Raw genomic sequence first — 24369 nt, forward strand, 5'->3', positions numbered from 1 at the left:
CAGCCCCGCACCCCCGGCCGCACCCGCCGGGGCGAGCCCGGACATGCACGTGGTGGTCGGCAGCCACGACCTGCTCCTGGTCACCCTGGACACCCTGCGCCACGACGTCGCCGCGGAACTCGCGGCGGCCGGCCGCATCCCGCACCTCGCCCGCCATCTCCCCGGCGGCCGCTGGGAGCGACGGCACGCGCCCGGCTCCTTCACCTACGCCTCCCACCAGGCGATCTTCGCCGGGTTCCTGCCCACCCCGGCCGCGCCGGGACCGCACCCGCGCCTGTTCGCGGCGAGCTTCGCGGGCAGCGAGACGACCAAGGACGGCACCTGGGTCTTCGACACCCCCGACCTCGTCTCCGGCCTCGCCCAGGCCGGTTACCACACGGTGTGTGTCGGCGGTGTGGGCTTCTTCAACCAGCAGGGCGCGCTGGGGTCGGTGCTGCCGGGGCTCTTCCACGAGTCCCACTGGGAGCCCGGCTTCGGCGTGGCCTCCCCGACGTCCTTCGAGGCGCAGGTGGCGTGCGCCGAGCAGGCGGTGCGCCGACTGCCGCGCGAGCAGCGGCTGTTCCTCTTCGTCAATGTGTCGGCCCTGCACCAGCCGAACTGGTTCCACCTGCCCGGCGCCACCCGCGAGGCGGGCGACAGCCGCCAGACGCACGCCGCCGCCCTGGAGTACGTCGACCGGCACATCGGCCGCCTGTTCGCCGCCGCGAGCAGCCGCCGCCGCTGCTTCGCCGTCGTCTGCTCCGACCACGGCACGGCCTACGGCGACGACGGCTACACCGGCCACCGCCTCGGTCACGAGTCCGTGTGGACGGTGCCCTACGCCCACTTCTTCCTGGAGCCCGGACCCGGCGCCGAGCCCGGACCCCTCAGCCCCACCGCAGCCCGAGCCCCCTCCGGAGCCCCCCGATGACCACCGTGACCAGCCTGCGGCCCGCCGGGAAGGCACCCGCACCGCCGAGCCCGTACCAGCACTACGTCTACGCCTACCCGCACAAGACGGCCTACCGGCGGCTGCCCGACCGCCCCCGGCTCGCCTCCCTGTGGGCCGCCGAACCCAAGGACGCGCTCTCGCTCTATCTGCACATCCCGTTCTGCGAGGTGCGCTGCGGCTTCTGCAACCTCTTCACCCGCATCGGCGCCCCCGACGGGCTGACCGGCGCCTATCTGGACGCCCTGGAGCGCCAGGCGGGCGCCGTCCGCGACGCGCTCGGGGACGGCGAGCCGGTCAGCTTCGCCACCGCGGCCTTCGGCGGCGGCACCCCCACCTTCCTCACCGCCGCCGAGCTGACCCGGCTCTGTGACATCGCCGAACACCGCATGGGCGCCGACCTGCGGGCCGTCCCGCTGTCGGTGGAGGCCTCACCCGCCACCGCCACCGCCGACCGGCTGGAGGTCCTGGCCGACCGCGGCACCACCCGGCTGAGCCTCGGCGTGCAGAGCTTCGACGACACCGAGGCACGGGCGGCGGTGCGCCCGCAGCGCCGCGCGGACGTCGAGGCGGCCCTCGCCCGGATCCGCGACGCGCGCGTCCCGGTGCTCAACATCGACCTGATCTACGGCATCGACGGGCAGACGGAGGCCAGTTGGCTGCGCTCCCTGGACGCCGCCCTGGCCTGGCGCCCCGAGGAGCTGTACCTGTACCCGCTCTACATCCGCCCGCTGACCGGACTCGGCCGGCGCGCCACCGGAGCGGACCCGGCCTGGGACGCACAGCGGCTGCGGCTGTACCGGACGGGCCGCGACCACCTCCTCGCCCATGGCTACACCCAGCAGTCCATGCGCATGTTCCGCCGCACCGACGCCCCGCCGCAGGGCGCCGACGACTACGCCTGCCAGAGCGACGGCATGATCGGACTGGGCTGTGGCGCCCGCTCCTACACCGCCGACCTGCACTACTCCTTCGACTACGCGGTCGGCACCCACGAGATACGCGCCATCGTCGACGACTACGTCGCCCGCCCCGCCGCCGATTTCGCGCACGCCGAGTACGGCCGCCGCGTCGATGCCGACGAGGCCCGCCGCCGCCATCTGCTCCAGTCGCTGCTCCAGGCCGACGGCCTCGGCACGGCCGAGTACCGGACCCGCTTCGGCACCACGCCCCAGGACGACTTCCCGGCCGAACTCGCCCGGTTCGCCGAGCGGGGCTGGCTCGCCGCCACCGACCCGCGCACCGCCCTGCGGCTCACCCCGGAGGGTTTGGCGCACTCCGACGCCCTCGGATCGGAACTGTTCTCGCCCGCGGTCCGCGCCGCCATGACCGCCTACGCCCGCAAGTGAGCCGCGCCATGGACCTCACCCTCCTCTACCGAGGCCTCCTCGCCTCCTGCGACTACGACTGCCCGTACTGCCCGTTCGCCAAGCGGCGCGACAGCCGCGAGCAACTGCGCGCCGACCGCGCCAGCCTGGAACGGTTCGCCGACTGGGCCGCCGGGCAGGAAGGCGACCGGCTCTCCCTCCTGTTCACCCCCTGGGGCGAGGGCCTGGTGCGCTCCTGGTACCGGCGCGCACTCGTCGAGCTGTCCCGCCTGCCGCACATCCGGCGGGTGGCGATCCAGACCAACCTGAGCTGCCGCACCGACTGGCTCGCCGACGCCGACCCGGACACCCTGGCCCTGTGGTGCACCTACCACCCGGGCCAGACCCCGTACGCCCGCTTCCTCGCCAAGTGCCGGGACCTGGCGGACCGTTCGATCCGGTTCAGTGTCGGCGTGGTCGGCCTGCCCGAGCACCTGCCCGAGGCCCGCCGCCTGCGCGCCGACCTGCCCGCGCACGTCTATCTGTGGATCAACGCCGCCGAGGGACACGTCTACGACGACGCCGAGGCCGATCGCTGGACCGCGATCGACCCGCTCTTCCCCTACAGCCGCCACCCGCACACCAGCGCCGGACTGCCCTGCCGCACCGGTGAGTCCGTCGTCTCCGTCGACGGCGAGGGCACCGTGCGCCGTTGCCACTTCGTCCGCGCCGCACTCGGCAACCTCTACGACGGCTCCTACCGGGCCGCGCTGCGCCCGCGCCCCTGCCCGCTCGCCGTCTGCGACTGCCACATCGGCTACGTCCACCTGGAGACCCTGCCGCTGTACGACGTGTTCGCGGGCGGCGTGCTGGAACGGATACCGGCCGCGCCCGCGGTGGTCCCGTAGCCCCGCGTACCACCGGCCTTCACACAGGTGACACCGCACCCTTCCCTCCCGTCCGATGCTCTTGGAACACTCGGCGCGCAGCACTCCGACTGTCCGGCCATCCGCACACCAGGAGGAGAGGACCCCCCATGCCGTCACCCACCCCCGAGGTCAACCGGCGCCGCTTCCTTCAGATCGCGGGCGCCACCACGGCGTTCACCGCGCTCAGCAACAGCATCCAGCGCGCCGCCGCACTGCCCGCCCACCACCGCACCGGATCGGTCGAGGACGTCGAGCACATCGTCGTCCTCATGCAGGAGAACCGGTCCTTCGACCACTACTTCGGCACCCTGCGGGGGGTGCGCGGCTTCGGCGACCCGCGCCCGGTCACCCTGCCCGGCGGCAAGCCGGTCTGGTACCAGAAGGACGCCGCGGGCCGGGAGATCCTGCCCTTCCGCCCCGACGCCGACGACCTCGGCCTCGCCTTCGTCCAGGACCTCCCGCACGGCTGGAACGACGGGCACGCCGCCCACAACCGGGGCCGCTACGACCGCTGGGTGCCCACCAAGGGCAGTACGACGATGGCGTACCTGACCCGCCAGGACATCCCCTTCCACCACGCGCTCGCCGACGCCTTCACCGTCTGCGACGCCTACCACTGCTCGCTGATCGGCTCCACCGACCCCAACCGCTACTACATGTGGACGGGATACACCGGCAACGACGGCAAGGGCGGCGGCCCCGTCATCGGCAACGACGAGGCGGGCTACAGCTGGACGACCTACCCCGAGCGGCTGGAGCGGGCCGGGGTCTCCTGGAAGATCTACCAGGACATCGGCGACGGACTCGATGCCGGCGGCGGCTGGGGCTGGATCCAGGACGCCTACCGGGGCAACTACGGCGACAACTCGCTGCTGTACTTCGACCAGTACCGCAACGCCCGGCCCGGCGACCCGCTCCACGACAAGGCCCGCACCGGCACCGACGCGAGCCGGGGCGAGGGATTCTTCGACCGGCTGCGGGCCGACGTCAAGGGCGGCAGGCTGCCCCGGATATCGTGGGTCGTCGCCCCCGAGGCGTTCACCGAGCACCCCAACTGGCCCGCCAACTACGGCGCCTGGTACATCTCCCAGGTCCTGGACGCGCTCACCGGCGATCCGCAGGTGTGGGCGAGAACCGCCCTGTTCATCACCTACGACGAGAACGACGGCTTCTTCGACCACCTCGTGCCGCCCTTCCCGCCGGACTCGGCCGACCAGGGACTGTCCACCGTCGATCCGGGCGCGGACCTGTTCAAGGGCGGTGGCGGTCAGGTCGCCGGTCCCTACGGGCTCGGCCAGCGGGTGCCGATGCTCGTCGTATCGCCCTGGAGCAAGGGCGGGTTCGTCTGCTCCGAGACCTTCGACCACACCTCGATCATCCGGTTCATGGAGCGCCGCTTCGGGGTGCGCGAGCCGAACATCTCGCCCTGGCGGCGGGCGGTCTGCGGCGATCTGACGGCCGCCTTCGACTTCTCCCGCGCGGACAGCCGCCCGGTCTCCCTGCCGGACACCTCCGGGTACGCGCCGCCGGACCGCGACCGCCACCCCGACTACGTCCCGGTGCCGCCCGCCCAGGGCGCCCTGCCCCGCCAGGAACCCGGCAGCCGGCCCGCCCGTCCGCTCAAGTACGCGCCCGTGGTGGACGGTTCGGCGGACCCGGCGGCCGGGAAGTTCACCCTGTCCTTCGCCTCCGGAGCGCAGGCCGGGGCCGCCTTCCTGATCACCTCGGGCAACCGCACCGACGGCCCCTGGACGTACACCACCGAGGCCGGCAAGACCGTCTCCGACACCTGGAACTCGGCCTACTCCGGGGGCTCGTACGACCTGACCGTGCACGGGCCCAACGGCTTCCTGCGCACCTTCCGCGGCCCCGGCCGCACGGCGGGCCCGGAGGTCACCGCGCGCTACGCGGGCGACGACGTGGAGCTCACCTTCACGCACCGGGGGACGGGGACGGCACGGCTCAGGGTGAGCGTCGGCTACGGCGGCCGGCCGGTGGACGTCCCGGTGAAGGCGGGGGCCACGGTGCGCCACCGGTTCGCACTCGCCGCGAGCCGCCGCTGGTACGACCTGACGGTCACCTCCGCGGCCGACCCGTCCTTCGTACGGAGGTTCGCCGGGCATGTCGAGAACGGCCTTCCCGGAGTGAGCGACCCCGCGATCGCGGCCGGCTGACCGGCCTCCGCGCGGCGGTTGCTTTCCGGCCGGCTCGCGGTAGTGTGCCCCGGTGACCACGCATTCGAACACACCTGCAGGCTGGTACCCGGACCCCCACGGGGCGGCGCAGACGCTGCGCTACTGGGACGGCGCGCAGTGGACCGAGCACACCCACGCCGACCAGCAGGCTCCCGCCGCCCAGCAGGTGCCGCCGCAGGCCCAGACGCCCGCGGCGGCCCCGCAGGCCGGGTTCGACCCGCGCGTGCAGCAGCAGGTGCGGGAGGAGGCCGGTGTCGCGTCCGGCAACGTCGGCGGGGGCACGCTGTTCAGCGAACCGGTCCTCGTGGTGAACCAGAAGGCCAAGCTGATCGAGCTGACCAACGAGTACGAGGTCTTCGACCAGAACGGCAACCGGCTCGGCGTCGTCACCGAGATCGGCCAGAGCGCCCTGCGCAAGGTCGTGCGGTTCGTCTCCAGCATCGACCAGTTCATGACGCACCGGCTGGAGATCCGGGACGCCTACGGGCAGCCGCAGCTGGTGCTGACCCGGCCCGCGAAGTTCCTCAAGTCGCGGGTGATCGTCTCCCGCCCGGACGGCTCGCAGGTCGGCGAGATCGTCCAGCAGAACGTCTTCGGCAAGATCAACTTCGCGATGAACGCGAACGGGCAGCAGGTCGGCGCCATCAAGGCGGAGAACTGGCGGGCCTGGAACTTCGCGATCGTCGACCACGCGGACAACGAGGTCGCCCGGATCACCAAGACCTGGGAGGGCCTGGCCAAGACGATGTTCACGACGGCCGACAACTACGTCCTCCAGATCCACTACCAGCTGCCCGAGCCGCTGCTGAGCCTCGTGGTGGCGACGGCGCTGACCGTGGACACGGCGCTCAAGCAGGACGCGCGCGGCCTGGGCTGACCCGCCCCGGCGGAGGGCCCGCAGCGCGCCCGGAGCTTTCAGAGCTTGGTGAGGCGGTCCGGCCCGGACCGGCGGGAGCGGCGCGTCCGGCGCCGCACGCGCAGCGCCGGTTCCCGGGCGGCCGACCCGGCTTCCAGGGCCAGCACAGCGGCCACGGGGTGCTCCTCGTGGCCGCTGCCTTGTGCGGGCGTGCGCGCGGGCGCGGGGACGATCTCCCGTACCGGCGGCGCTCCGGGCGCGGCTGCGGGCGCCGGTACGGCGGCGAGCGCGGGCGATGCCCCGGCCCCGGCGTCCGGCACGAGTCCGGCCGCCCCGGCAGCGGCACCGGCGTCGGCCGCCGTCGCGAGCCCCGGCCCCCCGTCCGCCGTGGCCGGTTCCGTACGCGACGGGGTCGCCCGGGTCAGTTCGACGACGCCCCAGGCGGCGAGCGCCGCACCGGCCAGGGCGAGCAGCACCCCGCGCACCCCGCCCTGGAGCCCCTGCCCGAGCAGGGTGAGACCGATCACAGCGGCGGCCACCGGATTGGCCAGCGTCACCACGGCCAGCGGCGCGCCCAGACCGCCCCGGTAGGCGGTCTGCGAGAGCAGCAGCCCGCCCGTCGCGAACGCCGCGACCAGCAGCGCCACCACGATCACCCGCGCGCTCAGCAGCGGTCCGGTGTGGTCCGTGGCGGCCACGGTCACCGTCTGGGTGAGCGCCGAGGCGACGCCCGAGGCGAGACCGGAGGCGGTCGCGTGCCGCAGGCCCGGCCGGGCGCCGGGCCGGGACAGCACACCGATGAGGACGGCCGTGGTGCCCGCCACCGCCAGCGCCTCGGCCGGGCTCAGCACCTGTTCGGGCGCGGGCCCGGACGCGGCGACCAGCAGCGCGGCGAGACCGAGCAGTGTGCAGGCCGTGCCGCGCCACTCGGCGGCGGCGACCTTCCGCCCGGCCAGCCGCGCGCCCATCGGCACGGCGGCCACGAGGGTGAGCGCGCCGAGCGGCTGGACCACGGTCAGCGGCCCGTACTTCAGGGCCACCACGTGCAGCAGCGCCGCCGATCCGTTCAGCGCCACCGCGCCCCACCAGGCGCCGCGGCGCAGCAGCGCGAGGGCGCCGGTGGCGGCCGCCCGCGCGGCGAGCCGCTCCTGGGCGACCGCGGCGGCGGCGTAGGCGACGGCCGAGAAGAGCGAGAGGCCCAGGGCGAGCAGGGCGGCGCTCATCGGACGGCCCCCACGAGCGTGCCGTCCTCGGCCGGTACGGGCCGGCCGGGGCCGCGTGCCACGACGAGCGTCCGTCCGCTCGGCCGCGGCAGGAGGGCGAGGGCCAGGGCGAGCAGCGCCGTGGCGACGAGCGCGTCGAGCCAGTAGTGGTTGGCGGTGCCCACGATCACCAGCAGGGTCAGCAGCGGGTGCAGCAGCCACAGCCAGCGCCGGCGGGACCGGGTGGCGGCGACCAGGGCGAGGGCCACCATCAGCGCCCAGCCGAAGTGCAGCGAGGGCATGGCCGCGAACTGGTTCGACAGATGGTCCGTCCTGGGCGGCCCGTACACCGAGGGCCCGTACACGTGCGCGGTGTCGATCAGGCCGGTGGCGGCGAGCATGCGCGGCGGGGCGAGCGGGAACGCCAGGTGCAGCACCAGGGCGGCGGCGGTCAGCGCGGCGAGGACGCGGCGGGTCCACAGGTAGTGCGCCGGGCGGCGCAGATACAGCCAGACCAGCAGTCCGACGGTGGCCGGGAAGTGCACGGTCGCGTAGTAGGTGTTCGCGACGCGCACCAGGGTGTCGCCGTGCAGCAGCAGCGACTGGACGGCGCCCTCGCCGGGCAGGTGCAGCGCCCGTTCCAGGTGCCACACGTGGTCCGCGTTGCGGAGGGCCTCGCCGGTGTGGTCGGCGGCCAGTCGGCGGCCGAGCTTGTAGACGAGGAACAGCCCCGCGACGAGCAGCAGCTCGCGCACGAGCGCGGGCCGAGCGGGCCTCGCGGGTGCCGCGGCGGCGCCCTCGGTTCGGGATGTCATGCCCCGGCCCCTTCGCGTCCGTGTGTGCGTGTGTGGTGAGTGGGTGCGTCCCGGTAGGGGCGAGCCGCCCGTACCCGTAGCATCGATACGACATCGTACCGATACGCCAGTGTACCGATACGATGGTGTACCGGTACACTGGCGTATCGATTGAGGCTTCTCACACACGGCTGAGGTCTCTCACACCGGACATGAACCACACTGGAGAGCGGCTGGAGCCGCGCTGGAGCCACGAGCGAGGAGAAGAGCGATGACGTCGCAGGCCGCGGACGGACCGGACACGGTCGTCGCCTCGCGCCGCTCCAAGATCACGCCCGAGCGTGAGCAGGAGTTCTTCGACGCCGTCCTCGAACAGGTTCGCGAGTGCGGGTACGACGCCGTGACCATGGAGGGCGTCGCCGCCACCACCCGGTGCAGCAAGTCCACGCTCTACCGGCAGTGGAAGAACAAGCCGCAGTTCGTGGTGGCCGCCCTGCGCGCCAACCGGCGCAGCCGCTTCGGCGGGATCGACACCGGCTCGCTGGCCGAGGACCTGCGCCGGGCCGCGCGGGCGGCGGGGGAGTGGTCGGGCAAGGACACCCGGTTGCTCCAGGCGCTCGGGCCCGCCATGATGCAGGACCCGGAGCTGAAGCAGGCGCTGCGCGAGGCCGTCGTGGAGCCGGAGGTCGCAGCGCTGCGCGAGATCCTGCGCCGCGGTGTCGAACGCGGCGAAGTGGCCCCGGACAACCCGGCGCTGGCCTATGTGCCCGCGCAGATGTTCGGCGTCGTACGCATCCGGCCCGTCATCGACGGGACCTACGCCGACCCGGACTACCTCGTCCGGTTCGTCGAGGCCGCCGTGCTGCCCGCACTCGGCCTCGAACCCTGACCCAGGCCGCCGTCCACGGGATGACCGGACGACGGCCTGCACGCGCCGCACCGTGGGGACGGGGGCGGCGCGCTCCCGGCCGGGCGGCCCCTCTTGAGCGGAGAGGGAGTCCGCCCGGCCGGCAAAGCGGGACGCGCGGCGTCAGGCGCTCTGGCCGCTGCCGCCGCCCGAGGACACCTTGATCCCCTTGGTGATGTCGTCCAGCAGCGACTGCGGCTGGTCGGCGTCCACCCCGAAGCGCACCACGACCAACTGGCCCGGCCGCGCCGGGGACGGGAAGACCAGGGACTCGACGATCCCGTCCGCACCCTTGCTCGTGACCGCCTTCCAGCGCACCAGGTAGCCCTTCTGGCCGGCCACGGTCACCGCCTTGGAGGCGAGCACCTGGTGCGAGGTCACCGCCCCGTAGGTCGTCCCGCCGTACGACTCCTTCACATTGGCCTCGATGTCGGCCTTGGCGACCTCCTCGGGCGTGCTGCCCGCGGTGCGCAGCGCCGCGGCGGGCACCGAGTAGGCGCCGCCCTTGGTGCAGGACTTCGAGGTGTCGCCGGGACACTTGTAGCCGCTGTCGGAGGTGAGCTGGGCGCCCACGCCGATCTGCTGGCCGTACCAGCCGTCCGGGACGGGCAGGCTGATGCCGTTGACCGGGTCGGCCACCGAACCGCTGCGGATCTTGGGCGCCTGGGCACCGCCCCCGGACCCGTCCGGGTCACCGGAACCACCGGAACCGCCCGAGCCGCCCCGCCCGCCGGAACCGCCTGACCCGCCGAGGCCCCCGGAGCCGTCTGACCCGCCCGACCCGCCCGACCCACCGGGACCGCCGCCGAACGGGCCGCCCCGGCCGCCGGAACCCTCCCGGTCCCCGGGGCCGCGCTGCCCGCCGGGACCCTGCTGGGACCCGGCGCGGCTGCTGCCGCCGTCGTCCTTGCTCAGCACGTACACGCCGACCCCGATGCTCGCCAGCACCGCGGCGGTCACCGCGACGGCTATGCCGGTCCGCAGCCCGCGCCGCGAACGGGCGGGCGGCTGCGCCGGATAACCGGGGTAACCCGGATGCACCGGATACCCGGGCTGCACCGGAGCCCCCGGCTGTCCCGGCTGCTGCGGCAGTCCCTGCGGACCGGGCTGCCCCGGCTGTCCGGCGTACGGCGGCCCGCCCGCGTCGTCCCGGGGCTCCGGGGACGGCGGCCGCGCCGGCTGCTCCGGGGGCACCGGACCGGCGGCCGGGTGCGCCGGCGGACCCCACGCGGCGGCCGGACCGGCCGGGCGGACCCGGTCCGTCCACGCCTTGCCGTCCCACCAGCGCTCGGTGGCGGGACCGTCATTCGTCTGGCCCGGGTCGGGGTACCACCCGGGAGGAGTCACCTGCGTCATGCCCCCACCGTATGAGGCGTCCGTGAAAGCGGTATGAGAGGGACCCGTTGCGGCCCGGTTCCGCCGCCGCGGCCGGGGCCGCGCACGGCACCCGTCACCCGTCACGGCAAGAGGTGGCCCGACCGGGCTCCGCTCGGGCGGCCCGGCCGCTAGGCTCGGCATTCGTACGTCGTTCGGGCGACTTGGGAGGTAGCGGGATGACGGAGGTACGGCCGGGACCGGCCGCCTCGGACTCCCTGTGGGAGCGCGACGAGGAAGTCACCGCCATCCTCCGCGCGGTGGAGGCCCTGTGCTCCGACCGCGCGTCCCACGGAGAACTGCTGGTGCTCCAGGGAGAGGCCGGGCTGGGCAAGACCACCCTGCTCGCCCGCACCCGCCGCATCGCCGAGGCACGCGGCTGCACCGTGTGGTCGGCGCGCGGCGGCGAGGTCCTGCGCTCCGTCCCCTTCAACGTGGTGCGCCAACTGCTCCAGCCCGCACTGCTGTCGCTCATGCCCGAGGAGGCCCGCGAGTACCTGGGCGAGTGGTACGGCATCGCCGGGCCCGCCCTCGGCATAGCGGAACCCGGCGGCGGACAGGCCGACCCGCGGAGCGTGTGCGAGGGCCTGGTCGCCGCGGTGAGCCGGCTGGCCGGGCGGGACTGGCCGCTCGTGCTGATGATCGACGACGTCCACTGGGCCGACGAGGAGAGCCTGCGCTGGCTCGCCGCCTTCGCCGGACGCCTCACCGAGCTGTCCGTGCTCCTCGTCGTGACCCGCCGCCCCGGCGAAGTGAGCGGCGACAGCGCCCAGTTGCTGGAGGCGGTCGCGGCCGCCGCGGGGGTCCGCACCCTCAGCTGCCTCTCCCCGGAGGCCACCGCGGCGCTCACCCGCAGCACGCTCGGCGCGCACGCCGACGGCCCGTTCTGCCGCGAGGTGTGGGCGGTCACCGACGGCAACCCCTACGACACCGTCGAACTCCTCGCCAAGGTCCGCGACAGCGAGCTGGACCCGGTCGAGGCGCACGCGGGCGAACTGCGCGACCTGAACCGCTCCGCCCGCGGCGGCGGCCTCGTCGCCCGCCTGGAGGAACTCGGCATCGACGCCACCCGGTTCGCGTGGGCCGCCGCCATCCTGGGCACCGACATCTCCGTCCAGCTGGTCGCCCGGCTCGCGACCATGAACCGCGACGACGCCGCGCGCTGCGCCGAACTGCTGCGCGAGGCCCGCATCCTCACCGAGCCCGATCCGGCCACCGCGGGCGCCGGCGAAGGCGACCTGGAGTTCGTGCACCCGCTCATCGCCACCGCCGTCTACAGCTCGATCCCGGACGCGCTGCGCACCGCCATGCACGGCATCGCGGCCCAAGTCGTCACCGACTCCGGTCTCGGCGCCGCGGCCGCCTCCCGGCATCTGCTCCAGGTCCACCCGGACGACGACGAGGAACTCGTCGACCAGTTGCGGCAGGCCGCCCGCGAACACCTCGCCGTCGGCGCCCCGGAGGCCGCCCGCCGCTGCCTGGAGCGGGCCCTGCTGGAACCGCCCACTCCCGAGGTGCACGCACGCGTGCTGTACGAACTGGGCTGCGCCACCCTGCTCACCGCTCCCGCCACCACCATCGACCACCTCCAACTGGCGCTGAGCATGCCCGGCCTGGACGGCACCACCCGCGTGGACGCCGTCTGGCGGCTGTCCCAGGCCCTGCTGCACAACAACCAGCTGGAGGACGCCGTCCGCACGGTCGAGGCCGAGGCCGCCCGGCACCCGCCGGGCCCCGTCCGGCTGCGCCTCCAGGCCGTCCAGTTCATGTGGGAGGGCCTGCACACCGGGGAGACCATCACTCCCGACCGCTCCGAACGGCTGGCCGAACTCGCCGCCGGCTGCACCGGACGCGACAACTCCGAGCGCGCCCTGCTGATCCTGCGCGGCTTCGACGCCATGGCGCGCGGCGAGAACGCCGAGGAGGTCGCGGAGCTGTGCGACCGCGCCCTCGTCAACGGCCGTCTCGCCCCCGGACTCGGCTGGACCGACACCGAGTGGGGCATCGAACTGCTGCTGATGCTCGCCAGCGCCTACGCCTACAGCGACCGCCTGGACCGCGCCGAAGCCCTCTACAACGAAGCGCTGCGCGCCTACGAGAACGCCCACTGGAGCGGCGGCCACCTCGCCCTCGCGTACGCCTACGTGGGCCTCGGCCACCGCAGGCGCGGCCGGTTGCGCGAGGCGGAGCAGGCCCTGCGCGAGTCGCTGGCCATCGCCGAACGGGTGGGCCGCGGGCTGCCGTTGTACTGGACCGCCACCTGCAACCTGGTGGACACCCTGCTCGCCCGCGGCCATGTCGAGGAGGCATGGGAGATCGCGGAGCGGTACGGCTTCGCGCCGCCCTACCCGGCCACCATCGTCATCCCGGACCCGCGCAGCGTCCGCGGCCGGCTGCTGCTCGCCGCGGGCCGCACCAAGGAGGGCGTGGCCGAACTGGAGGCCGCCGAGCAGGCCGCCGCCGTGCGCGGCCACCACAATCCGGTCATGGTGCCCTGGGCGGCGGATCTGGCCCGTGCCCTCGCCGTGGAGGACCCGGCCCGTGCCGCGCGGCTCGCCTCCGACGTGCGCCGCCAGGCCGAGCGGTTCGGCACCGACACCGCCATAGGAGAGGCGCTGCGCTGCGCCGCCGCGCTGGAGACCGGCCCGCGGGCGGTCGCCCTCGCCGCCCAGGCCGTCACCTTTCTGGAGGCGTCACCCTGCCAGTACGAGCACGCCGCCGCCCGCGTCGAGCACGGCATCGCCGCCGGGTCGGCGGCCGAGCTGCGGCGCGGTCTGGCGCTGGCCCGCTCCTGCGGCGCGGACGGCCTGGCGGACCGCGCCCGCGCGGCACTGGAGTCCAACGGCTTCCCGCTGGAGGACACGGACTGAGCGGGCCCGCTCGCCCGCCCTCGGACCCGCTCTCCACGCCCGGCGACGGACCCGGGCCCGGCGAGACCCCAGACCCGGCGACGGACCCGGGCCCGGCGACGGCCTCAGCCCGCTCCCGGCCCGGCCGCCTCGCCCGGCCCGCCCGCGTCCGGCTCCTCCGCCAGCACCCGCTGGGCCACCGCGAACGCCGAGTTGGCCGCGGGCACCCCGCAGTACACCGCGCTCTGGAGGAGCACCGCGCCGATCTCCTCGGGGGTCAGCCCGTTGCGGCGGGCCGCGCGGACGTGCATCGCCAGCTCGTCGTGGTGGCCGTGGGCGACCAGCGCGGTCATGGTGATCATGCTGCGTTCGCGCCGGGTGAGCGTGGGATCGGTCCAGATCTCGCCCCAGGCGTAACGGGAGATGAAGTCCTGGAAGCGGGCCGTGAACGGGGTCTGCCGGGCCTGGGCGCGGTCCACGTGCGCGTCGCCCAGCACCTCGCGCCGTACCCGCATGCCCTGCCGGGCGGGGCCGTCCAGTTGAGTGCGCAGCGCGGTCAGCACGGCCCCGGGGCACTGCGCGGGCGCCAGGTGCGAGGCGCCCGGGATCTCGATGAGGGCCGCGCCGGGCACCGCGTCGGCGATCTCCCGCAGGTGCGCGGGCGGTGTCGCCGGGTCCTGGCGGCCCGCGATCAGCAGCGTGGGCGTGCGGATCCCGGAGAGCCTGCCGGTGAGGTCGAAGGCGGCCAGCGCGTCGCAGCAGGCGGCGTACGCCTCCGGGTCGGCCTCGCGGTGGTCGCGGACCAGCTCGGGCACGGTGAAGTCACCGGCGAACCAGCGGGATCCGGCGCTCGCGGCCAGGGCGGCGAGCCCTTCCCGGCGTACCAGCGCGGCCCGCTCCCGCCATGCCCGCTCCCCGCCGAAGTGGGCCGAGGAGCAGATCACCGCCAGGGACGTCAGCCGCTCGGGGTGGTGCACGGCGAGATGCAGCCCCACGGCGCCGCCCAGGGACACCCCCGCGTACGCGAACCGTTCCAGACCGAGCGTGTCCGCCAGCTCCAGGACCAGCGCGGCGAGGTCGGCCACGGTCGCGCCCGGCCCGATGAGACCGGCCGCCGAACCGCCGTGTCCGGGCAGGTCCCAGCGGACCACCCGGTGGGAGGCGGCCAGTTCCGGGGCGACCCGGTCCCACAGCGCCGAGGAGGTGCCCAGGGAGGGGCCGAGCAGCAGGGCGGGTGCCGTGGCGGGGCCTTCGGCACGGTGGTGCACGGTCAACGTCGCTCCAGAGCACGGTCGGTGAGGGTTCCGGCGCAGCCGGTGTAACGGGTGGGGTCGGTCGGGCCCGCCAGGTCGGTGTCCCGCAACTCCGGCACCTCGGCGAGGAGTCCGGCGAGCGGGCGGTCCTCGGCGTAGGCACGGCGGGCCAGTTCGGTGAGGAGTTCCCGGGCGCGGGCGCGGCCGAGCACCCCGGACAGTTCGGCCGACAGCCGCTCGGAGACGATCAGTCCGTGGGTGAGGCCGAGGTGCGCGCGCATCGCACCGGTGTCCACCCGCAGCCCCTCGGCCAGCTCCGCCGCGTCGCGGGCCGCACCGCCCACCAGCCGCAGCAGATCGCGCAGCGGCTCCCACTCGGCGTGCCAGGCGCCCGCGGGGCGCTCGTCCTCGGCGGCCATGGACGCGTACAGCGTGGCCGCGAGCTGCGGGGCGCGCCGGGCCGCCGCGGCGATCAGGGAGGAGCGCACCGGGTTCGCCTTGTGCGGCATCGCGGAGGAGCCGCCGCCGCTGCCCTCGGCCAGTTCGGCGATCTCGGTGCGGCACAGCGTCAGCACATCGGCGGCCGTCTTGCCCAGGGCGCCCGCCGTGAAGGCGAGGCAGCCGGCCAGGTCGGCGACCGGGGTGCGCAGGGTGTGCCAGGGCAGCAGCGGGGCGCGCAGCCCGAGTTCGCGGGCGTACGCCGCCACCAGCGCGGCCGGGTCCTCGGCACCGTAGGCCGCGAACGCCGCCAAGGTGCCCGCCGCGCCGCCCAGTTGCACGGGCAGCGCGTCCCGTACCCGCGCGACGCGGTCCCGGGCGTCCAGGACGAGCGCGCGCCAGCCGGCCGCCTTCAGCCCGAACGTGGTCGGCACGGCGTGCTGGGTCAGCGTCCGGCCGGGCAGCACGGTGTCGCGGTGCGCGGCGGCCGTCCGGGCGAGGGCGGCCTCGGTGCGGGCCAGGTCGGCGAGGACCAGGTCCAGGGTGCGCACGGCGACCAGCATGGCGGCCGTGTCCATGATGTCCTGGCTGGTCGCGCCCCGGTGGACGCAGGCGCCGTACTCCTCGCCCGCCGCCTCGGTCACCGCCGCGGTCAGGTCGGCGGCCAGCGGGATCACGGGATTGCCGCCGCCGCGGGCGCGTTCGGCCAGCGCCCTCAGGTCGAAGCGGGCCGGGTCGGCGGCCCGGGTCACCGCCTCGGCCGCGCCCTCGGGGACGAGGCCGAGCGCGGCCTGCGCCCGGGTGAGCGCGGCCTCCGCCGCCAGCAGTGCGCTCAGGAAGGCGGCGTCGCCGGTCGCCGCCGCGGCGGCGGAACCGGTCCAGCCGGGCGCGAGCAGCCCGGCCTCGGCGCGGGTGCTGTCGGGCCGTGGTGCGGATGGTGTCACCGGAACTCCAGGAAGACCGTCTCGCCCTCGCCCTGAAGGCGGATGTCGAAACGGTATGCCCCGCTGTCCTCGCGTGCCGCGACCAGCGTGGCGCGCCGTTCCTCGTCCAGCCGGGAGAGCAGCGGATCGGCGGCCAGGGCGGCGTCGTCACCGGGCAGGTAGATCCGGGTGAACAGGTGTACGAGCAGACCGCGCGCGAAGACGCAGACGCTCAGGTACGGGGCGTTGCCCCCGCGGGCGCCGGGCCGCAGGGTGCGCACGTACCAGTGGCCGTCCGCGTCGGTCTGGATCCGGCCGAAGCCGGTGAACTCCACGCCGTTGCGGCCGAGGAAGCCGCCGGAGGCGGGGTCGCGCCGCATCGAGCCGTCCACGGCGGGTATGCGCCCGTCCGGGTCCGGGCCCCAGGTCTCGATCAGCGCGTCGGGCAGCGGACGGCCCTCGCCGTCCGTCACGTACCCGTGCACGGTGACGGTGTCCGGACGGCCGTGGGGCGCGACGTCCTCGCCGCCGGGGAAGGGCAGCGCGTAGCCGTAGAAGGGGCCCACGGTGTGCGACGGGGTGGGCGCCGCGCCCTCGGGACCCTCGGGAAGGCCGGTGTCGGTCGTCGTCATGGCAGCTCAGCGCCCTTCTTCGAGCCAGGTGGCGGCGGGGCCGTCGAGCACGATGTCCCAGCGGTAGCCGAGGGAGAACTCCGGTACCGACAGGCTGTGGTCATAGGCGGCGATCAGCCGCTGCCGGGCGGCGTCGTCCGTCACGGACTGAAGGATCGGGTCGTACGGGAAGAGCGGGTCGTTCGGGAAGTACATCTGCGTCACCAGACGCTGGGTGAACGCCGCGCCGAAGACGGAGAAGTGGATGTGCGCGGGCCGCCAGGCGTTGAGGTGGTTGCGCCACGGGTAGGGGCCGGGCTGGATCGTGGTGAAGCGGTAGCGGCCGTCGGCGTCGGTCAGGGTGCGGCCGACGCCGGTGAAGTTCGGGTCGAGCGGGGCGTCGTGCTGCTCGCGCCGATGGGCGTAGCGGCCCGCGGAGTTGGCCTGCCAGATCTCGATGAGCTGGCCGCGCACCGGGCGTCCGGCGCGGTCCAGGAGCCGGCCCGAGACGGTGATGCGCTCGCCGACCGGCTCCCCGGTGTGCTGCCGGGTGAGGTCGTTGTCGGTCTCGGTGAGGTCCCGCTCGCCGAAGGCGGGCGAGGTCAGCTCGACCAGTTCCGGGTCCTTGGCGGTGTCGATGGCGACCAGCGGCCGCTTCGGGTGCCGCAGCACGGAGGAGCGGTAGGGCGCGTAGTCGCGGCGCGGGTGGTGCTCGACGGGGGCGCCCTGGGCGAGCCGCTTCTCGTACGCGGCGTGCTCGGCCGCGATCTCCCGGTCGATGTCCTGCTGGGTGAGGGTCATGGGGCGGTCTCCTAGCGTTCCAGGACGAGGGCGAGGCCCTGTCCGACGCCGATGCAGAGGGTGGCTATGCCGGTGCCCGAGCCCTTGCGGGCGAGCTGGTGGGCGACGGTGCCGGCGAGCCGGGCGCCGGAGGCGCCGAGCGGGTGGCCGAGGGCGATGGCGCCGCCCTGCGGGTTGAGGACGGCCGGGTCGAGCGCGGGCCACTCGGCGAGGCAGCCGAGCACCTGCGCGGCGAACGCCTCGTTGAGTTCGAGGACGTCCAGGTCGTCGAAGCTCCTCCCGGCCCTGGCCAGGGCGCGCCGGACGGCCTCGACGGGGGCGAGCCCGAAGTAGTGCGGGTCGGTGGCGCAGACGCCGGTGGCCGAGATCCGGGCCAGCGGCTCGCGGCCGGTGGCCCGCAGGCCCTCCTCGTCGGTCAGCAGCAGGGCGGCGGCGCCGTCGTTCAGCGGGGAGGCGTTGCCCGCGGTGACCGTGCCGCCTTCCGTGCGGAACGCCGGTCTCAGGGCGGCCAGCGCCGCCGGGGAGGTGTCCGGCCGTACGGACTCGTCGGCGGCGAACACCACCGGCTCGCCCTTGCGCCGGGGCAGCGTGAGCGGCGCCAGCTCGGCGTCGAACAGCCCGGCCCGCTGCGCGGCGGCGGCCTTGCGCTGGCTGTCCAGGGCGAACTCGTCCTGCTGTGCGCGGCTGATCGCGTGCTTGTCGGCGATCAGTTCGGCGGACTCGCCCAGCGGGACCGTCCACTGCGGCTCCATCCGCGGGTTGACCATCCGCCAGCCCAGCGTGGTCGAGTACAGCTCGGTGTGCCCGGCCGGGAAGGGGCGGTCCGCCTTGGGCAGCACATAGGGGGCGCGGGTCATGGACTCGACCCCGCCCGCCACGACGACGGACGCGTCCCCGACGGCGACGGCACGGGCCGCCTGGACCACCGCCTCAAGGCCGGAGGCGCACAGCCGGTTGACGGTCACGCCGGGCACGGAGGTGGGCAGTCCGGCGAGCAGGGCGGCCATGCGGCCGACGTTGCGGTTCTCCTCGCCCGCGCCGTTGGCGTTGCCGAGGTACACGTCCTCGATCCGGGCCGGGTCCAGGCCGGGGGTGCGGGCGAGGAGCGCGCGCAGGGCGTGCGCGGCCAGGTCGTCCGGGCGCACCTCGGCCAGGGCGCCGCCGTAGCGGCCGAAGGGGGTGCGGACGGCGTCGACGACATAGACGGTCCTGGTCATCGCGGCTCTCCCGGGACACGGACCTCGGCGTCGGTCCTGGCGGTGATCTCCTCGGCGGTGACCCCGGGCGCGGTCTCGATCAGGACGAGTCCGTCGCCGGTGACGTCCAGGACGCCGAGGTCGGTGACGATCCGGTCGACGCAGGCCGCGCCGGTCAGCGGCAGCGTGCACCGCTCGACGATCTTCGGGGAGCCGTCCTTGGCGGTGTGGGTCATCACGACGACGACCGTGCGGGCGCCGTGCACCAGGTCCATCGCCCCGCCGATCCCGGTGATCATCTTGCCGGGGACCGCCCAGTTGGCCAGGTCGCCGCCCGCGGACACCTGCATGGCGCCGAGCACGGCCACGTCGATGTGCCCGCCGCGGATCATCGCGAAGGACAGCGCCGAGTCGAAGAAGGAGGCGCCCGGCAGCACCGTGACGGTCTCCTTGCCGGCGTTGATCAGGTCCGGGTCGATGGCGTCCTCGGCGGGGTAGGGGCCGGTGCCCAGAATGCCGTTCTCCGACTCCAGCACCACCTCGACGCCCGGCGGCAGGTGGTTCGGGATCAGCGTCGGCAGCCCGATGCCGAGGTTCACGTACTGGCCGTCGCGCAACTCGCGCGCCGCACGGGCGGCCATCTCCTCACGGGTCCAGGCCATCAGGCACTCACCGTCCGCTTCTCGATCCGCTTGTCGCCGGCCTGCTCGGCGGTGAGCGCGACCACGCGCTGCACGAAGATCCCGGGGAGGTGCACCGCGTCCGGGTCCAGCTCGCCCGGCTCGACCAGTTCCTCGACCTCCGCGACGGTCACCCTGCCCGCCATGGCCGCCAGCGGGTTGAAGTTGCGGGCGGACCTGGCGAACACCAGGTTCCCGTGCCGGTCGCCGCGGGCGGCACGGACCAGCGCGAAGTCGGTGCGGATGCCGCGCTCCAGGACGTAGGAGGCGCCGTCGAAGTCGCGGACCTCCTTCGGCGGCGAGGCGAGGGCGACGCCGCCCTGCCCGTCGTAGCGCCAGGGCAGTCCGCCGTCGGCGACCTGGGTGCCGACACCGGCGGGGGTGTAGAAGGCCGGGATCCCGGCGCCGCCGGCCCGCAGCCGCTCGGCCAGCGTGCCCTGCGGGATCAGCTCCACCTCCAGCTCGCCGGCCAGGTACTGGCGGGCGAACTCCTTGTTGGCGCCGATGTAGGAGCCGGTCACCCGGGCGATCCGGCCGGCCGCGAGGAGCACGGCGAGGCCGGAGTCCAGCGCGCCGCAGTTGTTCGAGACGACCGACAGGGCGCCGCTCCCGCGCTCGTACAGCGCCTGGATCAGTACGTTCGGCACACCGCTGAGCCCGAATCCGCCCACCGCCAGCGAGGCGCCGTCGCCCACGTCGGCCACCGCCTGGGCGGCGGTGGGGACCACCTTGTCCATCGAAACACGCCTCGTCTCTGCCGGGGCCCTGCCGGACGGCACCGGACGGCACCGGACGGCACCGTGCGGCGCCGGGCGTCCGGTGCCGCGGATGGTCGCCGCAGAGGGGCGTCCCAGATGGTCCGTAGATAGTCAGGGCACTGAGTATTTCCGCGAGCGGCCCTCACGCTGCCACCGTCACCGGAGACCGTCAAGGGTTCTGACCAGTGGTTCACATCATCCGCGTGTCGCAGGACCGGACGGTGGCTCGATGGAGATACTGTTCAGTGCACCTACAGACCGGGCGTGCGCCACGCGCCCGCGCGAACCGGCGAGAACCGTGCGAGAACTGCGAGAACGAGGAGCGCTCATGGCCGCGGTGGACCTGACGACCCACCCCGGGCACCTGGCCCGGCGCCTCCAGCAGGCCCACTACCTGCTGTGGAACACGATGGTCTCCGAGGAGATCACCTCACCGCAGTTCGCCGTGCTCAACGCGCTGGCCGCCGAGCCCGGACTCGACCAGCGCACCGTGGGGGAGCGGGTCGGGCTCGACCGCTCCACCATCGCCGAGGTCGTCAGCCGTCTCGAACGCCGCGGTCTGCTCGGGAAGGTCCGCGACCCCGGGGACGGCCGCCGCTTCCTGCTCCGGCCGACCGCGGAGGGCGAGCGCACCCACCGCAGGCTCACCGTGCGCACGGCCCGGATGAACCAGGTCTTCCTGGGCCCGCTCAGCCCCGCCGAGCAGACCCAGTTCTTCGACCTGATCCGGCGCGTCGCGGACGCCGCCGAGGGCCTGCGCAACCCGGTGGAACCCGCCGCCCGCGCCTGAAGGGCAAGCGCGACGTCCGGGTGGAGGACGCCCCGACCCCGCGGTCGAGGAGCCGGCCGGCGGCGGCTTCCTGCCCCACCTCACCGACGACGATCCGCTCGGCGCCGACGACGACCCGCTCCGCGTCGGCGACTTCGCCACCCACAAGCAGGACGGCGCGGCGGAGATCCTCATGACGCCCTGATCCGGCGGAGATCCTCATGACGTCCTGACCCGGCGGACATGACACCCGGCGCCCCCGCGGAGCGGGAGACCGGCCCGCGTCAGGGGCCGAGGATCCGCGCCAGGTCGTAGCGGACGGGCTCCTCCAACTGGGCGTACGTGCAGCTCTCCGGGGCCCGGTCCGGACGCCAGCGGCGAAAGCGCGCCGTGTGCCGGAACCGCGCCCCGTTCTCCATGTGGTCGTACGCCACCTCGGCCACCCGCTCCGGCCGCAGCGGCACCCACGACAGGTCCTTGCGGCCCGACCAGCGGCTCGGCGCGCCCGGCAGCCGGGCCGACTCGTGCGCCGCCTCCTCGGACCACGCGGCCCACGGATGCCCGGACGGATCGTCCATGCGCAACGGCGCCAGCTCCTCGACCAGTTCGGCGCGGCGCTTCATCGGGAACGCCGCCGCCACCCCCACGTGCTGGAGGACGCCCCGGTCGTCGTAGAGCCCGAGCAGCAGCGAGCCCACGACCGGGCCGCTCTTGTGCAGGCGGTAGCCGGCCACCACCACGTCCGCCGTCCGCTCGTGCTTGATCTTGAACATGGCCCGCTGGTCCTGGAGGTAGCCCAGCCCCGGCGGCTTGGCGATCACCCCGTCGAGCCCGGCCCCCTCGTACTGCTCGAACCACTGCCGGGCCACGTCGATGTCCGTCGTCGCCGGCGCCACGTGCACCGGCGCCCCCGCCCCCGCGAGCGCCCGCTCCAGCAGCGCCCGCCGGTCCGCCAGCGGTACGTCGAGGAGGGCCTCGGCGTCCAGCGCCAGCAGATCGAACGCCACGAAGGAGGCCGGGGTCCGCTCGGCCAGCGTGCGTACCCGCGAGTCGGCCGGATGGATCCGCTCGGTCAGCGCGTCGAAGTCGAGCCGCCCCTCCCGCGCGATCACGATCTCCCCGTCCAGCACGCACCGCTCCGGCAACCGCTCCCGGAACGCCCCGACCAGCTCAGGGAAGTACCTGGTCAGCGGCTTGCCCGTACGGCTGCCCAGCTCCACCTCGGCCCCGTCGCGGAACACGACGGCCCGGAACCCGTCCCACTTCGCCTCGTAGTGCATCCCCGGCGGGATGCGCGCCACCGGCTTGGCGAGCATGGGCTTCACGGGCGGCATCACGGGCAGCTCCATGGCTGCGATTGTGCGCGCGGAACGCGCCTTTCGCCCGGTGTGCGAGGTGTGCGGGGTACGCCTACCGTGGCTCGCATGGGCGAAGCGGTGGAACTCGACGTGGCCGGCCGGACCGTACGGCTGTCCAGCCCGGACAAGGTGTTCTTCCCGGAGCACGGGTACACCAAGCTGGACGTCGCCCGGTACTACCAGGCGGTCGCGCCCGGCATCCTGCGCGCCCTGCGCGAACGGCCCACCACCCTGGAGCGCTACCCGGACGGCATCGACGGCGAGTGGTTCTACCAGAAGCGCGCGCCCCGGGGCATGCCCGACTGGATCCCGACCGCCCACATCACCTTCCCCAGCGGGCGCAGCGCCGACGAGATGTGCCCCACCGAGCAGGCGGCGGTGGTCTGGGCGGCCCAGTACGGCACCCTCACCTTCCACCCCTGGCCGGTCCGGCGCGACGACGTCGAGCACCCCGACGAACTGCGTATCGACCTCGACCCGCAGCCCGGCACCGACTACACCGACGCCGTCCGCGCCGCCGGTGAACTGCGCGCCGTCCTCGACGAGTTCGGCGGCCTGCACGGCTGGCCCAAGACCTCCGGCGGACGCGGACTGCATGTCTTCGTGCCCATCGAGCCGCGCTGGACCTTCACCCAGGTGCGGCGGGCCGCCATCGCGGTGGGCCGGGAGCTGGAGCGCCGTATGCCGGAGCAGGTCACCACCAAGTGGTGGAAGGAGGAGCGCGGCGCGCGCATCTTCGTCGACTACAACCAGACCGCCCGCGACCGCACCATCGCCTCTGCCTACTCGGTACGCCCACGCCCGCACGCCCCCGTCTCGGCGCCGCTGCGCTGGGAGGAGGTGCCCACCGCCCGCCCGCGCGACTTCGACATCACCACGATGCCCGCCCGCTTCGCCGAGGCCGGTGACGTGCACGCCGACATGGACGACCACGCCTACGCGCTGGACGCCCTGCTCGACCTGGCCGCGCGCGACGAACGCGACCACGGCCTGGGGGATCTGCCGTATCCGCCCGAGTACCCGAAGATGCCGGGGGAGCCGAAGCGGGTGCAGCCGAGCCGGGCCAGGGCCGCCGGGCAGGACCCCGCCGCCTCCTGAGCCGGGCCGGGAGCGGCCCTTGAGCCGGGCCGGGAGCGGCCCTTGAGCCGGGCCGGTAACGGCTCTTGGGCCGGGCCGGGAGCACCTTGCGAGCCGGGCCGGGACAGCAGGCGGGCACCGCCCGCAGAGCACGGCGTACGGCGGGAGACGGGACCGGGACCCGGCAGACGCGGCGCGCCCGCACCGGCGGATCATGGGCGGGTGACCCTTCTGCTCACCCGCCGCGACCTCGAAGCCGTCCTGGACCCCGCCGACTGCGTCGACGCCCTGCGCGAGGGCTTCCGCCGCGCCCCGCACACCACGGTCCCCGGACAGCGGATCCGCACCGACCTGCCCTTCCCCGGCACGGCCACCGCCCTGATCCCCGGACTGCTGCCGGGCATCGACGCCTACACCGTCAAGGTCAACGCCAAGTTCCCCGGCGCGCGCCCCGCCCTGCGCGGGGTGATCTGCCTGCACAGCGGCCGGGACGGTGAACTGCTCGCCCTGCTGGACTCCGCCACCGTCACCGCCCGGCGCACCGGCACGGCCGCCGCCCTGGGCACCCATCTGCTGGCCGCGCCCGGGGACGACACGGTCCTCGGTGTGGTGGGCGCGGGCGCCCAGGCCGAGGCGACCGTGCGCGCCCTGGACACCCTGCGCCCCCGCCGGGACCTGGTCGTCCACGACCTGGACCCCGGCCGCGCGGCCGGGTTCGCCGCCCGGCACGGCGGCCGGGTGCTGCCCTCCGCCGCCGAGGTCGCCGCCCGCGCCGGGACCGTCGTCCTGGCCACCTGGTCCCGGCAGCCGCTGCTGGGCCTCGCCGACATCCGGGAGGGCACCCACCTGACCAGCCTGGGCAGCGACGAGCCGGGCAAGCGGGAACTGGCGGCCGATCTGCTGCGCGCCGCCGTGCTCGTGGTCGACGACCGCGAACTGGCCGCCGCCATGGGCGTGCTGGCCGCGGCGTCCCTGCCCGCCTCGGCCGCCGACGCCACCCTCGGCGAGGTGCTGGACGGCACGCGTCCCGGGCGGCCCGACGCCGCGGCCCGTACCGTCTACGCGCCGGTCGGGCTGCCCTGGCAGGATCTGGCGGTCGCCTGGTCCGCGTACCGGCGCGCCGGGGAACTGGGGGTCGGACGGCATGTCGACCTCCTCGGCTGA

21 protein-coding genes are annotated in these 24369 nt (G+C 74.7%); 10 read left to right on the plus strand and 11 right to left on the minus strand.

Translation table 11 applies throughout. The features are described from left to right. Nucleotides 1-43: 43 nt before the first annotated feature. The 5 genes from B086_RS0122395 (at nt 44) to B086_RS0122415 (ending at nt 6236) form a co-directional block, all read left to right on the plus strand. The gene (locus tag B086_RS0122395; RefSeq protein WP_018568666.1) at nt 44-910 is read left to right on the plus strand and encodes an STM4013/SEN3800 family hydrolase; all 867 of its coding nucleotides are present in this window, start codon (nt 44-46) and stop codon (nt 908-910) included. Beyond that, on the plus strand, nt 907-2277 hold the full coding sequence (locus B086_RS0122400) for an STM4012 family radical SAM protein (protein WP_018568667.1): 1371 nt from the start codon (nt 907-909) through the stop codon (nt 2275-2277). The genes B086_RS0122395 and B086_RS0122400 overlap by 4 nt, the downstream gene beginning before the upstream one ends. A gap of 8 nt (nt 2278-2285) precedes the next feature. Then, nucleotides 2286-3143, plus strand: a complete 858-nt coding sequence (locus B086_RS0122405) for an STM4011 family radical SAM protein (protein WP_018568668.1) — start codon at nt 2286-2288, stop codon at nt 3141-3143. A 128-nt stretch (nt 3144-3271) separates the two neighbouring features. After that, complete coding sequence (locus B086_RS0122410; RefSeq protein ID WP_018568669.1) at nt 3272-5338, plus strand: phosphocholine-specific phospholipase C; 2067 nt, start codon at nt 3272-3274, stop codon at nt 5336-5338. Nucleotides 5339-5390: 52 nt separating this feature from the next. Next, nucleotides 5391-6236 (plus strand): phospholipid scramblase-related protein, encoded by an 846-nt coding sequence (locus B086_RS0122415; protein WP_018568670.1) that lies wholly within the window; start codon nt 5391-5393, stop codon nt 6234-6236. Between the two features lie 38 nt (nt 6237-6274). Here B086_RS0122415 and B086_RS0122420 read toward each other — a convergent pair whose 3' ends face one another. After that, on the minus strand, nt 6275-7438 hold the full coding sequence (locus B086_RS0122420; protein ID WP_018568671.1) for a hypothetical protein: 1164 nt from the start codon (nt 7436-7438) through the stop codon (nt 6275-6277). Then, on the minus strand, nt 7435-8232 hold the full coding sequence (locus B086_RS0122425; protein ID WP_026252668.1) for a phosphatase PAP2 family protein: 798 nt from the start codon (nt 8230-8232) through the stop codon (nt 7435-7437). The genes B086_RS0122420 and B086_RS0122425 overlap by 4 nt, the downstream gene beginning before the upstream one ends. Nucleotides 8233-8482: 250 nt before the next feature. On the opposite strand from B086_RS0122425, the gene B086_RS0122430 reads away from it, so the two are divergent. Next, on the plus strand, nt 8483-9100 hold the full coding sequence (locus tag B086_RS0122430) for a TetR/AcrR family transcriptional regulator (protein WP_018568673.1): 618 nt from the start codon (nt 8483-8485) through the stop codon (nt 9098-9100). A gap of 141 nt (nt 9101-9241) precedes the next feature. Here B086_RS0122430 and B086_RS0122435 read toward each other — a convergent pair whose 3' ends face one another. Further along, complete coding sequence (locus B086_RS0122435) at nt 9242-10474, minus strand: DUF2510 domain-containing protein (RefSeq protein WP_018568674.1); 1233 nt, start codon at nt 10472-10474, stop codon at nt 9242-9244. A gap of 197 nt (nt 10475-10671) precedes the next feature. Between B086_RS0122435 and B086_RS0122440 the strand changes: the two genes are divergently transcribed. Then, on the plus strand, nt 10672-13362 hold the full coding sequence (locus B086_RS0122440; RefSeq protein ID WP_018568675.1) for an ATP-binding protein: 2691 nt from the start codon (nt 10672-10674) through the stop codon (nt 13360-13362). A 104-nt stretch (nt 13363-13466) separates the two neighbouring features. Here the strand turns inward: B086_RS0122440 and pcaD are convergent, their stop codons facing one another. The 7 genes from pcaD to B086_RS0122475 are packed head-to-tail and all read right to left on the minus strand — an operon-like array spanning nt 13467 to nt 19980. Beyond that, nucleotides 13467-14615 carry a 3-oxoadipate enol-lactonase gene (pcaD, locus tag B086_RS0122445; protein WP_018568676.1) on the minus strand — a complete coding sequence of 383 codons (1149 nt, stop codon included), beginning with the start codon at nt 14613-14615 and terminating at the stop codon, nt 13467-13469. After that, entirely contained in the window at nt 14612-15976 is a 1365-nt protein-coding gene (gene pcaB, locus B086_RS0122450; protein WP_018568677.1) for a 3-carboxy-cis,cis-muconate cycloisomerase, read from the minus strand. Before pcaB ends, pcaD begins: the two co-directional genes overlap by 4 nt. Continuing rightward, a complete protein-coding gene (gene pcaG / locus B086_RS0122455) occupies nt 15973-16587 on the minus strand; it encodes a protocatechuate 3,4-dioxygenase subunit alpha (protein WP_018568678.1) in 615 nt (204 codons plus the stop codon). The genes pcaB and pcaG overlap by 4 nt, the downstream gene beginning before the upstream one ends. A 6-nt stretch (nt 16588-16593) precedes the next feature. Next, nucleotides 16594-17367, minus strand: a complete 774-nt coding sequence (gene pcaH / locus B086_RS0122460) for a protocatechuate 3,4-dioxygenase subunit beta (RefSeq protein WP_018568679.1) — start codon at nt 17365-17367, stop codon at nt 16594-16596. 11 nt (nt 17368-17378) lie between these two features. Continuing rightward, entirely contained in the window at nt 17379-18584 is a 1206-nt protein-coding gene (locus B086_RS0122465; RefSeq protein WP_018568680.1) for an acetyl-CoA C-acyltransferase, read from the minus strand. Further along, complete coding sequence (locus B086_RS0122470; protein ID WP_018568681.1) at nt 18581-19225, minus strand: CoA transferase subunit B; 645 nt, start codon at nt 19223-19225, stop codon at nt 18581-18583. Before B086_RS0122470 ends, B086_RS0122465 begins: the two co-directional genes overlap by 4 nt. Then, nucleotides 19225-19980, minus strand: a complete 756-nt coding sequence (locus B086_RS0122475) for a CoA transferase subunit A (RefSeq protein ID WP_018568682.1) — start codon at nt 19978-19980, stop codon at nt 19225-19227. The genes B086_RS0122470 and B086_RS0122475 overlap by 1 nt, the downstream gene beginning before the upstream one ends. Before the next feature lie 349 nt (nt 19981-20329). On the opposite strand from B086_RS0122475, the gene B086_RS0122480 reads away from it, so the two are divergent. Beyond that, nucleotides 20330-20791 carry a MarR family winged helix-turn-helix transcriptional regulator gene (locus B086_RS0122480; protein ID WP_018568683.1) on the plus strand — a complete coding sequence of 154 codons (462 nt, stop codon included), beginning with the start codon at nt 20330-20332 and terminating at the stop codon, nt 20789-20791. 263 nt (nt 20792-21054) lie between these two features. Here the strand turns inward: B086_RS0122480 and B086_RS0122485 are convergent, their stop codons facing one another. Next, nucleotides 21055-22119 (minus strand): ATP-dependent DNA ligase, encoded by a 1065-nt coding sequence (locus B086_RS0122485; RefSeq protein WP_018568684.1) that lies wholly within the window; start codon nt 22117-22119, stop codon nt 21055-21057. A 75-nt stretch (nt 22120-22194) separates the two neighbouring features. Between B086_RS0122485 and ligD the strand changes: the two genes are divergently transcribed. Both ligD and B086_RS0122495 read left to right on the plus strand, forming a co-directional pair. Then, nucleotides 22195-23226, plus strand: a complete 1032-nt coding sequence (gene ligD, locus B086_RS0122490; RefSeq protein WP_018568685.1) for a non-homologous end-joining DNA ligase — start codon at nt 22195-22197, stop codon at nt 23224-23226. Nucleotides 23227-23427: 201 nt separating this feature from the next. After that, a complete protein-coding gene (locus B086_RS0122495; protein WP_018568686.1) occupies nt 23428-24369 on the plus strand; it encodes an ornithine cyclodeaminase family protein in 942 nt (313 codons plus the stop codon).

This window comes from Streptomyces sp. PsTaAH-124, assembly GCF_000373685.1.
GTDB lineage: Bacteria > Actinomycetota > Actinomycetes > Streptomycetales > Streptomycetaceae > Streptomyces > Streptomyces andamanensis.